The sequence below is a fragment of the Cupriavidus gilardii genome, from assembly GCF_013314895.1.
Classification (GTDB): Bacteria; Pseudomonadota; Gammaproteobacteria; order Burkholderiales; family Burkholderiaceae; genus Cupriavidus; species Cupriavidus gilardii_C.
On sequence record NZ_JABTYE010000034.1, the window covers coordinates 21447 to 35668 of the forward strand.

The window sequence follows — 14222 nt, forward strand, 5'->3', positions numbered from 1 at the left end:
AGGCATGACCACCCCCGCGCAGTGCGGATCGATCCCTAGGCGCGCTGGCGGATCGCGCGGCCGATCGCGCCGGTGCGCAGCGCGATCTTGGCGGCGTCCGCCCGCAGTGCCCGCAGCCGCCGTTCCAGCACGGCATTGGCGGCGCGGCCGGTCGAGCTGGCGGTGCCGCCCGGTTCTGGTGCGCCGGCCGTCTGCACCAGCGTTTCCGTATGCCAGCGGTCGGCCGAATCGGCCAGCCGCGCGCGGCGTTCGGTGGCATCGGCGAGCGCGGCATCGGCGGCCGCTTCGGCAGCCACGGTGGCTTGCGCGGGCTCGTTGTCGACTTCGGCCTGCGCCGCCTTGTTGGCGTCGGCATGCCCGCCTTCTGGCTCGGCTGTCGCGGGCGCCTCGGCTGTCTCGGCTGTCTCGGCGGCCACGGCCCCGTCCGCCTGGATCGTCGCGGCAGCGCCCTGACCCGCCCTGGTGGCCGAAGCCGGCACTGGCTCCGCCTCCGGCGCCGGCGCCCGCCGGCGGATGAAACCGGCTCCCCTGCCCTCGCCGCGGTCGCCTTCGAGCAGCCGCTCGCTGGCGAGCCGCAGGCTGCGCGTCGCGGCCTCGGTGGCCTCCTCGATCGCGGCGCGGGCGGCCGGCAGGTCCAGCTCGTCGGCATGCTGACGCACCTGGATCCGGGCCGCCGCGACATGGGCCGCGACCAGATAGTTCTGCACGATGAAGCGGTTCAGGTTGTCGACCGCGCGGTGCCGGCTCTTCGGTTCGTCGAGCATGCGCTGGAACGAGCCGATCAGCGCCGACAGGCTGTCCATGAACTGCTTGCGCTCGACCCGATAGGCGAAGTCGTCGCGTGTCAGGCCCAGCAGCAGGTCGCGCGTAGCGGCGATATAGCGGCGGTTGGCGTTCAGCACGTTCTCGACCAGCGCCGGAATCGCGCGATATTCCCAGCTCGGCAGCACGAAGCTGAAGATCGAGGCGATCACGCCCCCGATCACCGTATCGACCAGCCGCTCGCCGACCACCGTCGAACCGGGCATCAGCAGGTTGATCTGCACCAGCACCTGCACGCAGGCCGCGATTGCGGTGTAGCGGTATTTGATCGTGACGAAGGTCGCGCTGGCCACCAGCGAGACGAACAGCACCGCCAGCAGCACCAGCGGCTCGTGCACCACGCGCAGGATCGCCAGCGCGATGATGCAGCCGATCAGCGTGCCGATCAGACGGTCGTTGTAGCGCTGCTTGGTCATGCTGAAGTTCGGCTTCAGGATGACGACGATGGTCAGCAGAATCCAGTAGCTGTGCGAGGCGTAGGGCAGATAGCCGGCCACGACCAGCCCCGCCGCCACCGCCATCGTGACGCGCAACGAGAAGCGGAACACCGGCGCGCGCCAGTGCAGGTTGTCGCGCAGCACGCGCCATTCATAGCGCTGGCGCGTCAGAAACGGGGTCATGTCGGGGCCAGGCAGCACCTGGCGCGGTTCGACCGGCGTGCGGGAGGCCACGTGCAGCTGCTCGACCAGCGCGATCGCGCCCTTGATCATGTCCAGCGTCTCGCCCAGCGCGGTCATCGCCGCCGGATCGATATGGTGGTGCCGCAGCATCTCGATCTCGTCGGCGACCGCGCGCAGCGCCTCGCGATAATCGACCTCGGCATACGAGGGCCGGCCGCGCGTCACGTCGTAGGCGATCGCCTCGACGTCCTGGCACATCAGCCGGATCAGCCGGCGCAGCGCGTCGAGCACCGGCGTGCCGGCGAAGGTCTGGCGCAGCAGCGGGTAGTCGGTATTGGTCGACAGGATGTATTCGTACAGGTCCAGCATCCGCAGATGGACCTGCACCAGCAGCCCGTCGTGCGGGGTGCGGTTGCCGCGCAGCACCAGATCCCGCGCCGCCTGCTGGCGCTCCGCGACGATGATCTGCTGCCGCACCAGCTCGTTGAACTGCTCGTCGTAGTCGTTGCCGGCATCGTAAAAGCCGGCCTTGATCTCGAGGTAGGCCGCCAGCTCGTACAGCGACTCGGCCAGGATCTGCTGCTTGGTGCGGCGCTCCATCAGCCAGCTGACCGCCATCGCGTACGCCATGTACGCCGCGGCGCCGGCGCCGAACAGCAGCGCGTGCTCGATCGCACGCCGCACGACGAAGTCCTCGCTCAAGGTCAGCGTCATCACGAACAGCGTCGAAAACTGCAACGGCATCGTCTTGTTGCCGTAGACCGTCATCATGCCGGCCAGGAAGGTGACCAGCACCAGCACCACCGGCAGCACGCGCGGGAACGGCGTGACCAGCGCGACGATCAGCGTGACCGCCGTGCACAGCAGCACGCTGGCCAGCATCTCGTTGAACTTGTGGTTCACCGGGCTGGGCAGGTCCATCAGGCTGGTGCACAGCGCGCCCATCGACACCACCATCGCGGTCGGCAGGTCGGCCAGTTGCAGCGCGATCAGCGTCGCGCCGATGACGCCGGTCGCCGAGCGCAGGCCACGATAGACGTAGTGCGAGAAAACGAAGGTGCGAGGATCGTGGGCGTATTGCATGCGGGCGCGGCGGGCGGCGACTGCGGATGAACTGCGGTGGAGGAGCTACGGCTGGCGGCTGGCGGCTGGCGGCTGGCGGCTGGCGGCTGGCGGCTGGCGGCTGGCGGCTGGGCCGGCAGCTTACTGGCCCAGCCAGCGCGCGCGCAATGGATGCCGGCCGCGCTGGCGCCGATCATCGCCTTCGTCCAGCTGCAGCCGATATTCCGTCGCCGGCTCCGGCGCGAAGGTGACCGGCAGCACGTGCAGTTCGTCGCGGCGGAACAGGTGGCAAGGCACGGTGTCGCCGGCGCGATAGCGCGCCAGCAGCTTGTCGAGCTGCCCCGCCCCGTTGGGCGTGACGCGCAGCCCGTCCACCGCGGCCAGCAGATCGCCGGCCGACCAGCCGGCCGCCTGCGCCGCGCCGCCATCGAGCACCTGCGTGACGCGCACCCAGCCGTCCTCGCTCCGGGTCTTGATGCCCAGCGCGGCGGCTCGCGTCGGCTTGCGCGCTTCGGCGCGGATGCCGAAGGACCTGAACAGCGCCGGCAGCGGCAGCTCGCCGGTGCCCTCGGTCCAGGCACGCAGCTGCGGGGACACGCGTACGCCGGCCACCTCGTCGATCAGCGCATGCACCTCGTCCTCGGTGACGCCGCGCTGGACCGCGCCGGGCGCATAGAAATCGCGTCCATAGCGGCGCCACAGCATCCGCATCACGTCGTCGAGCGAGCGCCGGCCATTGGTACGGCTGCGAATGGTCAGGTCCAGCGCCAGACCGATCAGCGAGCCCTTGGTGTAGTAGCTGACGATCGCATTGGGCGCGTTCTCGTCCTGCCGGTAGTACTTGGTCCAGGCATCGAAGGAGCTGTCGGCCACGCTCTGCTTGGTGCGGCCGCTGCCGCGCAGCACGCCGTTCCAGGTCTTGGCCAGCAGCTCGACGTATTGCTGCTCCGTGATGCAGCCGCTGCGCACCAGCATCAGATCGTCGTAATAGCTGGTGAAGCCCTCGAACAGCCACAGCAGCGGCGTATGCGTTTCGGCCTGCAGCCGGTACGGCACGAAGGCCGCCGGCTTGATGCGCTTGACGTTCCAGGTATGGAAATACTCGTGGCTGCACAGGCCGAGGAAGCCCCGATAGCCCTCGCTGCTTTCGGGATTGCCGCGCACCGGCAGATCGCCGCGCGCACACATCAGCGCGGTGCTGGCGCGATGCTCGAGCCCGCCATAGCCGTCGCCGGTGACCATCGTCATGAACACATAGCGGCGATTGCTGTCGAAGAACGGCGCGCGCTCGCTGCGCGGCTCGAACAGCCGGATCTGCGCCTCGCAAATGCGCTTCAGGTCGCGGCAGACGCGCTCGAGGTCAAGCTGCGGCACGCGGCCGGTGAAGACGACGTCGTGCTGGGCGCCGCAGGCCTTGAACGTGCCCATCGTGAACTCGCCCATCTCGACCGGATGGTCGATCAGCTCGTCGTAGTCGGCGGCACGGTAACGGCCGAAGCCGTAGCGCCTGGCACCGCCGCGGCCCGGCGCTTCGGGCAATGCCGTGGCCACGCGCCAGTTGCGATATTCGTCGCCCTGCGGCGGATGGATGTCGACGGTGCAGGGCCGGTCGGCCTTGCCGTCGACGCACAGGAACACCGAGGTCCCGTTGAAGAAGCCGTGCGTCCGATCCAGATGCGCCGCGCGTACCGACAGATCCCAGGCGTAGACCTCGTATGACAGCGTCAGCGGCCCGCGCGCGGGGTCGAACGGCTCGGCCTGCCACGTGTGCTTGTCGAGCTTGGTCAGCGCGACCGGCTGGCGGTTGGCCCCGTCGCCCGCATCCGCGCGGATCCGCACGATGTTCCGTGCGAACTCGCGAATCATGTAACTGCCGGGAATCCACGCCGGCAGGAAGAAACGTTGGCCGGCGGGATCGGGATCGTCCACCGTGACGGTGACCGCGAACAGATGCGCTTCGGGCTGAAGCGGGGCAATGGCGTAGTGGATCGGCTTCATGGCCACGATTGTAGCGTCACGGGCACGTGGGCCCGGCGCCGGGTCGGTGCCACGCGGTGTCGCCCCTGCGCGCCGCGCCGCCTTCGACATCAGCGATTGACGTCGACCACCACCCGTCCGCGCACCCCGCCCGCGATGATGCGCTGTCCCGCTTCGATCGCCTCGGCCAGACCGATCTCCTGCGTGATCGCCGACAGCCGGTCCGGTTCGAGGTCCTGCGCGAGTCGCGCCCACGCCTGCTCGCGGCGCGCCATCGGCGCCATCACGCTGTCGATGCCGTGCAGCGTCACGCCGCGCAGGATGAACGGCGCCACCGAGCCGGGGAAGTCCATCCCTTGAGCCAGTCCGCAGGCGGTGACCACGCCGCCGTAGCGGACCTGCGCAATGGCATTGACCAGCGTATGCGAACCGACCGCGTCGACCACCGCTGCCCAGCGTTCCTTCTGCAGCGGCTTGCCAGGGGCAGACAATTCGGCGCGATCGATGACGTCGGCCGCGCCAAGCGCCTTCAGGAAGTCCGCTTCGCGCGCCTTGCCGGTCGAGGCCACCACGCGATAACCGAGCTTGCCCAACAGCGCGATCGCGACAGTGCCCACGCCGCCCGAGGCGCCGGTCACCAGCACCTCGCCCTGTTCCGGCCGCACGCCCGAGGCTTCGAGCGCCAGCACCGACAGCATCGCGGTATAGCCCGCGGTGCCGATCGCCATCGCCTGCTTCGTCGTCAGCGACTCGGGCAGCCGCACCAGCCAATCGCCCTTCAGGCGCGCGCGCTGCGCCAGGCAGCCCCAGTGCGTCTCGCCGACGCCGTAGCCGTTCAGCACCACCTTGTCGCCGGCACGCCAGCGCGGATGGGACGACTCCAGCACGGTGCCCGCGCCGTCGATGCCGGCCACCATCGGCCATTTGCGCACCACCGGACTGCGCCCGGTGATCGCCAGGCCGTCCTTGTAATTGATGGTCGAGTAATCGATCTCGATCAGCACGTCGCCGTCGGCCGGCAACTGCTCGTCCTGCAGCGTCGCGATCTCGGCGTGAGTCGACGGCTTGTCGCCGTCGGTCTGGGTCAGCAGCAGCGCGCGGAAGGTCATGGTGGTGTCTCCTCGTTATGCGTTCCTTACTTCTTCAGGGTCGACAGCTTGCGCTCCAGCGTGGCGACGTCGGCCGCGCCCGGGATGCGTGTGCCGTCGGTGAAGAACACCGCCGGCGTCCCGGTGACATTGAGGCTGTGGCCCAGCGCCAGGTTCTCTTCCAGCGGCGTCTTGCAGTTGCCGGCACCGCTAGGCGCCACCTTCGACAGCATCCAGTCGCGCCACGCCTTGGTGCGATCGGCCGCGCACCAGACCTGCCTGGCCTTGGCGGTCGAATCCGGCGACAGCACCGGATACAGGAAGGTGTAGACCGTGATGTTGTCCATCTGCTGGAAAGTCTGCTCGATCTGCTTGCAGTAGCCGCAGTTCGGATCGGAGAACACCGCGACCTGGCGGCTGCCGTCGCCCTTGCTCCATTTGATCGCGCGCGACAGCGGCAGGTCGGACCATTTGATCCGATTGACTTCGGCCAGCCGCTGCTCGGTCAGATTGGTGCCGCTGCGCGTGTCGAGCAGTTCCCCATTGAGGATGTAGCGGCCGCTGGCATCGGCGTAGACCAGCTGGCCGCCGATATTGACTTCGTAGAGACCGGCGATCGGCGTCTTCTCGACGCTCTTGATCTCGGCCCGGCCGCCGAGCATCTTCTGCACGTTGGCCTTGATGCGCTCCGCGGTCGGATCGCCTGCGGCCAGCGCCGGATGCGCGAAGACGGACGTGGCCACGGCGAGCGTTAGCACGGCCATCGCTCGGGACGCGCGCTGGGTCAGCACGTTGCGCAGCGGGTTAGCGTGCTGCGGGTTCGGGCGGGCGGAGCGCCCGAGGAAATACGACATGTTGACTCCGGGTTCTGGTTGGCTCGGATGTGGTTGGACCGGGCGGATCGGCCGCGGATGGGTTCGGTGCATTGGCGACGTTGGCTGCGTGCAGCGCGCTGGCGGCGTCGATTGCGTTGCGTCGGTTGCGTTGGCTGCGCAGGCGGGTCCGCTTCGACGGCGCCGGCGCTCAGCCAAGCGCCCGGCCGATCAGGAACCGCTTCAGCAGCGCCTGGCCGCCGACGGCACGCATGCCGGTATTGCGGACCATCTTGGCCAGCCCGCCCTGCAGAGAAAACAGCCGATGCAGGCCATCGGTGGCGGCCGTCAGCGACAGCAGATCGGTGGCGCGCGCGCGCTCGTAGCGGCGCAGCAGGCGCAGATCGCCTTCGTCGCGGAACGACTCTTTGGCGGCCATCACGCGACCAAGTTCCGCGACATCGCGCAAGCCGAGGTTCATGCCCTGGCCGGCGAGCGGGTGCACCACGTGGGCGGCGTCGCCGACCAGCACCACATGCGGCTGCACGACGCATTCGGCATGCTGCAGCACCAGCGGGAAGGCCTGCGCGGGAGTCACGCAGCGCAACGCACCGAACTGGCGGCCGACCGCGCCGCTGGCCGCGTCCATCGCCGCCTGCGCCAGCTGCTCCGGCGTCAGCGCCGTCAACACGCGCGCATGGGCCTCGTCGGCCGACCACACCATCGACAGGTAGTTGCCCGGCAGCGGCAGCATCGCCAGGATCTCGCAATTGCACGACTCCTCGTCGGCCAGCAGCTTGGGCGGCGCGCCCAGGAACCACTGCCACGCGGTGGCGTGATGCGGCAGCTCGCAGGCGAAGTTGGCCACCACGCCAGACTGCCGGTAGCGCCGCGTGCTGACCCCGATATGGCACTGGGTACGGACCCAGGAGCGCGCGCCATCGGCGCCGACCACGCAGTTGGCGCGCACCCGAGCGCCGTCGGCCAGCGTCAGCGTGACGCCGAGCTCGTCGCGCTCGAAGCCGGTAGCAGCCTGCTGATACCAATGGACCTGATGCTGGAAGCGCAGCGCGGTATCGAGCACGCGCTCGACATGGCTCGATTCGATGATCCAGGCCAGTTCCGGCACCGCGGCGGCATACGCGGAAAAATGCAGATCGCCGGTCAAGCCGGCATCGTCGCGCGCGGCGGTGTCGTCGCCGAACACGCGCATGTCGCGCACCGGCTGCATCCGCGCCGGCTCGAGCGCCTCCCAGATGCGCAGCCGGCTGAGCAGCGCCTGGGAGCTGGCGGAGAACGCGTAGACGCGGCTGTCCCACTGGTCCTGGCCCGGCGCCGAGGCGGGCACCGAGGCGGCTGCCGACGAATCGCCCGGCCGCGGCGCGATCAGCGCGACCTGCATGCCCTGCTGCGCCAGCAGCAACGCACAAGTCTTGCCGACGATGCCGCCGCCAACCACGGCAATCTGGAAATGGGAAAACGAGGTCCGCGTGGACGCGCTGGCTCTGGTCATGGGGCGATTATAGCCAGCGGCTTTGATGGGTCACCGGCGATGCGGGCGAGCGCCCTGGCGCGGGCCGTCCGGCTGGCCGGGCGGCGGAACGGCCATCCGCTAGAATACCGGCTTTGCTATCGCTTACCGCCCGGAACACCATGAGCCTCAAATGCGGCATCGTCGGCCTGCCCAACGTCGGCAAGTCCACGCTGTTCAACGCCCTGACCAAGGCCGGCATCGCCGCCGAAAACTATCCGTTCTGCACCATCGAGCCCAATGTCGGCGTGGTGGAAGTGCCGGATCCGAGGCTTAAGGCCCTCGCCGACATCGTCAAACCCGAGCGCGTGGTGCCGGCGACGGTCGAGTTCGTCGACATCGCCGGCCTGGTGGCCGGGGCGTCCAAGGGCGAAGGCCTGGGCAACCAGTTCCTCGCCAATATCCGGGAAACCGACGCCATCACGCACGTGGTGCGCTGCTTCGAGGATCCCAACGTGATCCACGTGGCCGGCAAGGTCGATCCGCTGTCGGACATCGAGGTCATCAATACCGAACTCGCGTTGGCGGACCTCGCCACCGTCGACAAGGCGCTGGCCCGCTACGTCAAGCCGGCCCGCGCCGGCGACAAGGAAGCGCAGCGGCTGGTCGCCGTGCTCGAGAAGGCCCAGGCCGTGCTCGACCAGGCCAAGGCCGTGCGCACGCTGGACCTGGCGCCCGAAGAGTGGGACGCGCTGCGCCCGTTCTGCCTGATCACCGCCAAGCCCACCATGTACGTGGCCAACGTGCGCGAGGACGGCTTCGAGAACAATCCGCACCTGGACGCCGTGCGCAAGTACGCCGAGACCACCAGGTCGCCGGTCGTCGCGGTCTGCGCCGCGATCGAGGCCGAGATCGCCGATCTCGAGGACGAGGACAAGGCCGTGTTCCTGGCCGACCTCGGCATGGACGAACCTGGCCTGGACCGCGTGATCCGCGCCGGCTTCAGCCTGCTGGGCTTGCAGACCTACTTCACCGCGGGCGTCAAGGAAGTGCGCGCCTGGACCATCCACGTCGGCGACACCGCCCCCAAGGCAGCCGGCGTGATCCACACCGACTTCGAACGCGGCTTCATCCGCGCCCAGACCATCGCCTACGAGGACTTCATCGCCTACAAGGGCGAACAGGGCGCCAAGGAAGCGGGCAAGATGCGGGCGGAAGGGAAGGAGTATGTGGTCAAGGATGGGGATGTGATGAACTTCTTGTTCAACGTCTGAGGACGACGAACGGATTCCCACATTCGCTTTCGCGACCCTGCTCGACAGCCCGGCCTTGGCCGGGCTGTCTTGTTTCGGGGTACGCAGGAATGGTCGGCGACGCCTCTCACGCAACCGGCTTCAACCGCCTCACATGCAGTCCATCGCGCCGCTGATCGACCTGCCACAAGTCATACGCGGCCTGATGAGCCAGCCATGATTCCGCACTCTTGCCGAAGGCCATTTCGAGCCGCACCGCCATTTCGGGCGTGATCGAAGCACGGCGGTTGAGGATCTCGGACACCGTCTTGCGTGACACGTCCAAGGCGGCGGCCGCTTCGGTGATGGTCAGCTTCATCGGTTCCAGCCACAGTTGATGCAGGAGCTGGCCAGGATGCGGGGGGGTATGCATGCGCATGGTGCCTCTCGTTCAGGAATAGCCGACGGGTGTGAAGCGAAGGAGCTTGCCCGAACGTGCTGTGCATCTCTTCCGAAAAACGTTCTTCAAACCCTCACCACCACCTTCCCGAACTGCTGGTTCGACTCGAGAAACCGATGGGCCTCGACGATCTGGTCGAACGCGAATATCCGGGCCATCGAGGGCCGCAGCTGTCTCCAGGCAGCCGTTGCCCTTCGTACCGTAAGTGGCACTTCGATGGCGGCGTTTTTCGGTAGAATTTTTCGCCACGCGCGGGTAACGTGGCGACCACCAAAACTGAACCAGGCGGAGGCGCACGTGGACCTTACCGGCATCGGCCTCTATACCTTCCAAGAAGCCTCGAGGCTGACAGGCATTCCGGCCCGCGATTTGCGCCGCTGGCTCAATGGCTATGCCTACCGGCGCAAGGCAGACTGCAGCACGGTCCCGGTCCGTCCGCTGTGGGAACCTGAACTATCGCGCGCGGAAATCGACGGGATAAGTTTTCACGATCTGCTCGAGGTCCGCTTCGTTCGCGCTTTTCGCCAGCACGGGCTCAGCTTGCAGACCATCCGGCTGGCAAGCGAGAAGGCCCGTCAGCTGTTCAACCTGTCGTACCCCTTCACATCGCGTCGCTTTCAGACGGACGGTCGCACGATCTTCGCATCGGCCGTCCGTGAGACGGGCGAAATCGACTTGCTGGACCTGATCAAAGGACAGTACGCGTTCGAGAAGATCATCGAGCCGTCTCTCTATCAAGGCATCGACTTCGCCCCGGACGATACCGCGCTGCGCTGGTACCCGTCGGCTTGCAGCGAGGCCGTCGTACTCGATCCCAAGATTGCATTTGGCAAGCCCATCGTGACGGAGGGACAGGTGAGGACGTCGGTTCTTTACGCGTCCTTCCTCGCCGAGAACGACAGGCATTTCGTCGCCAGAATGCACGAGGTGCCATTGTCCGCGGTGCACGCCGCCATCGCCTTCGAAGAACGTCTCGCCGCGTGAAATTCTTTGTCGACAACAATCTTCCACCGGCGTTGGCGCGAGCCCTGCATGCGCTGTCGGAGGTGCATGGGCATTCGGTCGCTCATCTAAGAGACGCCTTTCCCGCGAACACCGCGGACGCGGACTGGATCGCACGCCTATCCCGAGAAGGCGGATGGTCGGTGGTAACGCATGACAAGCTGAACAAGGGCATCGAACGGGAAGCCCTGCGCCGAGCGGGCCTGATTGTTTTTTTCCTGGACAGGAGCTGGTCCAACCACCGGTTCTGGGACATTGCCTGCAACCTGGTCCGTTGGTGGCCACGTGTCATCGAACAATCGGACGGGATTCGGGGCGGCGCGGCGTTCAGAGTGCCGTACAACCTTTCAGGTAAAGGCCGCTTCGAGCATGTCGTCCTCTAGCGCCTGTCGCGCCGGGCCTTCAAACCCTCACCACCACCTTCCCAAACTGCTGGTTCGACTCCAGAAACCGATGGGCCTCGACGATCTGATCGAACGCGAATGTCCGGGCGATGGTCGGCCGCAGTCGGCCCTCCTCCAGCCCGCGCAGAATGAACGCCTTCGCCGCCGCGAGCCGTGCCGGATCGCCAATGGTCTCGTGCACCAGATACCCTCGCAATGTCAGCGATTTGCTCAGCACCGTGAACAGCGGGAAAGGTGTCGGCGACGGGCTCAGACCGCCGTATTCGATCAGCATGCCGCCGCGCGACATCGCTGCCGTCAGGGGCTCGAACATCGGGCCGCCGATCGCATCGAGCACGACGCGCACGCCCTGCTCTCCCGCGGTTTTCTTTAGTCGCGCTTCGAGGTCTTCCTCCTCCGAAGCGACCACATGCCGGGCTCCGGCGTCGAGCAGGGCCGCCCGCTTCGCCGACGATCGCGTGATCGCGATCGGCATGGCGCCGACCATATTGGCGATCTGGATCGCGGCCAAGCCCACGCTGCTGGATGCCGCCGTGATTGCCACGACGTCGCCCTCGCCGAGCCCCGCGATATCGATCAGCGCGCCATAAGCGGTCAGATACGGCATCCACAGCGCGGCGGCGGCTTCCCAGCTCAGCGAGGGCGGATGCTTGACGACGAGCTCGGCCGGAAAGCGGACCAACTCCCCATAGGCCGGCCACTGAACCATCGACTTCGGCGGCACGATGCTGACGGCGTCCCCGGGCGCCAAGCCTTCCACACCGGGGCCGACGGATTCGATCACGCCCGCCGCTTCGAGCCCCAGCCCGGAAGGAAAGGTCGGCGTTTCGATATAGCGGCCGGTCCGCAGCAGCGCCTCGGCGCGATTCAGCCCGAGCGCCTTGACGCGGATCCGAACCTCGCCGGCCGCCGGCTCGGGCACTTCCACTTCTTCGATATGCAGGACTTCAGGGCCGCCAACTTGTTGGAAACGGACGACGCGAGCGGTTTGCATGGCGGGATTCACTCCAAATGAATTGCGATGAATCCAGTATGATCCGCGGCAATAAACCGATAAATCGCCTCTTTGGCACCACGGCAGAAACCAGCGCTTTCGAATCATGGATCGTCTGACCAGCATGGCGGTGTTCGTCAAAGCCGTCGATCTGGGCTCCTTCGCGGCAGCGGCGGACGCGCTCGGCATCACCGGGCCGATGGTTGGCAAACACGTCCGCTTCCTCGAAGAGCGCCTCGGCACCCGGCTGCTGAACCGCACCACGCGCCGTCAAAGCCTGACCGACTTCGGGCGCGCCTATTACGAACGCTGCCGGCTGATCCTGGCCGAGGCGGACGCCGCCGACGCCCTGGCCGCCGACCAACTGGCCGAGCCGCGCGGCAGGCTGCGAGTCACGATGCCGGTGCATTTCGGCCGGCATTGCGCGATGCCGATCCTGCTTGCACTGGCGCGGCAGTATCCGGCGCTGGAGCTCGAACTATCCTTCAGCGACCGCCTGATCGATCTCGCTGAAGACGGCTACGACCTGGCCATCCGCACCGGCAGTCTGCAAGACCGCGCCGACACCGTCGCGCGCCGGGTGGGTCGACAGCGCATGATCGTCTGCGCGTCGCCCGCCTACCTGGATCGGCACGGCGAGCCGCGACAGATCGACGACTTGCGCCAGTACGATGCGATCGTCTATCGCCGCTCCGGACCCGTCGCGCCATGGCTGTTTCCCCGACAGGAAGAGCCGCCGCTCGAACTGCATCCGGCGGGCCGACTGTGGCTGGACGACCTCGATGCGATCGCGGACGCGGCCACCGAGGGCATGGGAATCGCATGGCTGCCTTACTGGCTCGTCCGCGCACGGATCGAGGCCGGCGCGCTGGTCCAGCTGTTGCCGAACGACCCGGCGTTCCTGTACGACGCCTATGCGCTATGGCTGCGCACGCCGCATCTCGCCCGCAAGGTCAGGCTTGCCGTCGACGCGCTGGCGGCGGAGCTGCCGAAACGGATGGAATAGCGTCGGGCGGTCAGGTCCGGGCGTTCTGCCCGGCGTGCGGAAACAGCGGCCACGCCATCGCCGCACACGCTCCGGCAACCAGCCAGACGCCCGTCCAGCCGCTGCGATCGAGCAGTTGCGGAATCGCCGACGGTGCCGCGAAGTACGCGACAAAGACCAGCGTATTGGCCAGGCCGAGCGCCGTGCCGGCACGCTGGGCGCCGGCCTGCGTCGCCAGTTCGGTGTAGGCGACGCCATGCCAGGCGGACACGGCGATGCCAGCCAGCACGACGGCGACCATCGTGACCGCCGGCGGCACACTGGTCCCCATCGCCGCGCAAAGCGCCAGCGGCACGAACATCAGGGCCGCGACGATCGTGCAATGACGCAGCCACGCACGACGGTTGCCGCGCCGATCGGTATGGCGGCCGCTCCAGATGCGCATTGCCATCGCGCCAGCCTGCACGGCGCAGAGGGTCGCGGCGATACCAGACATGCCGACGTGCGCGGCATCGTGCAGGAATACCGAAGCAAAGCTGAGGATGGCGAATTGCGGCGCGCACAGAATGCCGATTGCCGCCGCGATGCGCCAGACCCGCATGCTGCGCAGCGGGCCGCGATCGCCGTGCGAACGGTGGCGCACGGTCGCGGGCTCCGTGGCCTGCGGGGGTTCATGCAGCCACCTCCATGTCAGCCAGACCGACACCACACAGAAGGCCGCGAGCAGCGCGTACACCCAGCGAAAGCCGGCCGCGACCGCCAACCACGGCAGTATCAGCGCCCCTAGCCCGCCGCCGAGCGGGACGGCGGTCTGGCGAATGCTCATCGCCAGGCCGCGCTCGCCCTCGGCGAACCATCGCATCACCGCGCGCCCGCTGGCGCCGTTGACGCTGCCGCCCGCGAGCCCGAGCAGCGCCATGCAGGTCATCGCCAACCATAAAGGCGGCACGCGATCCGCTGCCGGTGCCAGAAACAGCGCCATGATCGCCAGCGTCAGCGCTGTGGCGCCGAGCCCGTACAACAGCACGCGGCGGTCGCCCCAGCGGTCGGCCGCCGCGCCCCAGGGCAATTCCGACAGCGCCGCGCCGACGCCCAACGCACCGAGCAGCAAGCCGAGCCCTCCGTTATCGAGCCGGTAAGCGCTGCGCAGCCATACCGCCGTGGCCGGCAGCCCGTTGGCGGCGGCGATGAAGCTCACATTGGCGGCCACGCCGACACCCAGCACTTTCCAGCGATGCGCAGCGGCGAACGCGGCAGTCGGTTCGGCACCGGCGCAGGAAGGGCGGGAAGGGC

Annotated in this window: 13 protein-coding genes; 4 read left to right on the forward strand and 9 right to left on the reverse strand. The window is 67.7% G+C overall.

Annotated features, from left to right (window positions below; genetic code table 11):
* Window positions 1–35 precede the first annotated feature (35 nt).
* The 5 genes from HTY53_RS23090 to HTY53_RS23110 form a co-directional block, all read right to left on the reverse strand.
* Window positions 36–2525, reverse strand: coding sequence for an FUSC family protein (locus HTY53_RS23090; protein WP_174108933.1), 2490 nt, complete (start codon window positions 2523–2525; stop codon window positions 36–38).
* Between the two features lie 120 nt (window positions 2526–2645).
* On the reverse strand, window positions 2646–4502 hold the full coding sequence (locus tag HTY53_RS23095; protein WP_174108934.1) for a M61 family metallopeptidase: 1857 nt from the start codon (window positions 4500–4502) through the stop codon (window positions 2646–2648).
* Between the two features lie 89 nt (window positions 4503–4591).
* Window positions 4592–5590, reverse strand: a complete 999-nt coding sequence (acuI, locus tag HTY53_RS23100) for an acrylyl-CoA reductase (NADPH) (protein ID WP_174108935.1) — start codon at window positions 5588–5590, stop codon at window positions 4592–4594.
* Between the two features lie 26 nt (window positions 5591–5616).
* Window positions 5617–6333: a DsbC family protein gene (locus HTY53_RS23105; protein WP_174108943.1), complete on the reverse strand. Its 717-nt coding sequence runs from the start codon at window positions 6331–6333 to the stop codon at window positions 5617–5619.
* 259 nt (window positions 6334–6592) lie between these two features.
* Window positions 6593–7894, reverse strand: coding sequence for a UbiH/UbiF family hydroxylase (locus HTY53_RS23110; protein ID WP_174108936.1), 1302 nt, complete (start codon window positions 7892–7894; stop codon window positions 6593–6595).
* A gap of 140 nt (window positions 7895–8034) precedes the next feature.
* On the opposite strand from HTY53_RS23110, the gene ychF reads away from it, so the two are divergent.
* Entirely contained in the window at window positions 8035–9126 is a 1092-nt protein-coding gene (gene ychF, locus HTY53_RS23115; protein WP_174108937.1) for a redox-regulated ATPase YchF, read from the forward strand.
* A gap of 106 nt (window positions 9127–9232) precedes the next feature.
* On the opposite strand, the gene HTY53_RS23120 is transcribed toward ychF, so the two are convergent.
* Window positions 9233–9523 carry a HigA family addiction module antitoxin gene (locus HTY53_RS23120; protein WP_174108938.1) on the reverse strand — a complete coding sequence of 97 codons (291 nt, stop codon included), beginning with the start codon at window positions 9521–9523 and terminating at the stop codon, window positions 9233–9235.
* A gap of 86 nt (window positions 9524–9609) precedes the next feature.
* Complete coding sequence (locus HTY53_RS25165) at window positions 9610–9858, reverse strand: zinc-binding dehydrogenase (RefSeq protein WP_438820986.1); 249 nt, start codon at window positions 9856–9858, stop codon at window positions 9610–9612.
* Here HTY53_RS25165 and HTY53_RS23130 point away from each other — a divergent pair.
* Window positions 9842–10528, forward strand: coding sequence for a DUF433 domain-containing protein (locus tag HTY53_RS23130; RefSeq protein WP_174108939.1), 687 nt, complete (start codon window positions 9842–9844; stop codon window positions 10526–10528). The two genes, HTY53_RS25165 and HTY53_RS23130, sit on opposite strands and share 17 nt — an antisense overlap.
* Window positions 10525–10929: a DUF5615 family PIN-like protein gene (locus HTY53_RS23135; protein WP_174108940.1), complete on the forward strand. Its 405-nt coding sequence runs from the start codon at window positions 10525–10527 to the stop codon at window positions 10927–10929. Before HTY53_RS23130 ends, HTY53_RS23135 begins: the two co-directional genes overlap by 4 nt.
* Before the next feature lie 19 nt (window positions 10930–10948).
* Here HTY53_RS23135 and HTY53_RS23140 read toward each other — a convergent pair whose 3' ends face one another.
* Window positions 10949–11944, reverse strand: coding sequence for a zinc-dependent alcohol dehydrogenase family protein (locus HTY53_RS23140; protein WP_174108944.1), 996 nt, complete (start codon window positions 11942–11944; stop codon window positions 10949–10951).
* A 106-nt stretch (window positions 11945–12050) separates the two neighbouring features.
* On the opposite strand from HTY53_RS23140, the gene HTY53_RS23145 reads away from it, so the two are divergent.
* The gene (locus HTY53_RS23145; protein ID WP_174108941.1) at window positions 12051–12950 is read left to right on the forward strand and encodes a LysR family transcriptional regulator; all 900 of its coding nucleotides are present in this window, start codon (window positions 12051–12053) and stop codon (window positions 12948–12950) included.
* 10 nt (window positions 12951–12960) lie between these two features.
* On the opposite strand, the gene HTY53_RS23150 is transcribed toward HTY53_RS23145, so the two are convergent.
* Window positions 12961–14154, reverse strand: a complete 1194-nt coding sequence (locus tag HTY53_RS23150) for an MFS transporter (protein WP_174108945.1) — start codon at window positions 14152–14154, stop codon at window positions 12961–12963.
* Window positions 14155–14222: the final 68 nt, after the last annotated feature.

Excerpts from the sequence above, each read along its gene's own strand:
- HTY53_RS23090 (WP_174108933.1), bottom strand. The coding sequence starts at position 2,525 with ATGCAATACGCCCACGATCCTCGCACCTTCGTTTTCTCGCACTACGTC.
- HTY53_RS23095 (WP_174108934.1), bottom strand. The coding sequence starts at position 4,502 with ATGAAGCCGATCCACTACGCCATTGCCCCGCTTCAGCCCGAAGCGCAT.
- acuI (WP_174108935.1), bottom strand. The coding sequence starts at position 5,590 with ATGACCTTCCGCGCGCTGCTGCTGACCCAGACCGACGGCGACAAGCCG.
- HTY53_RS23105 (WP_174108943.1), bottom strand. The coding sequence starts at position 6,333 with ATGGCCGTGCTAACGCTCGCCGTGGCCACGTCCGTCTTCGCGCATCCG.
- HTY53_RS23110 (WP_174108936.1), bottom strand. The coding sequence starts at position 7,894 with ATGACCAGAGCCAGCGCGTCCACGCGGACCTCGTTTTCCCATTTCCAG.
- ychF (WP_174108937.1), top strand. The coding sequence starts at position 8,035 with ATGAGCCTCAAATGCGGCATCGTCGGCCTGCCCAACGTCGGCAAGTCC.
- HTY53_RS23120 (WP_174108938.1), bottom strand. The coding sequence starts at position 9,523 with ATGCGCATGCATACCCCCCCGCATCCTGGCCAGCTCCTGCATCAACTG.
- HTY53_RS25165 (WP_438820986.1), bottom strand. The coding sequence starts at position 9,858 with ATGCCGGTAAGGTCCACGTGCGCCTCCGCCTGGTTCAGTTTTGGTGGT.
- HTY53_RS23140 (WP_174108944.1), bottom strand. The coding sequence starts at position 11,944 with ATGCAAACCGCTCGCGTCGTCCGTTTCCAACAAGTTGGCGGCCCTGAA.
- HTY53_RS23145 (WP_174108941.1), top strand. The coding sequence starts at position 12,051 with ATGGATCGTCTGACCAGCATGGCGGTGTTCGTCAAAGCCGTCGATCTG.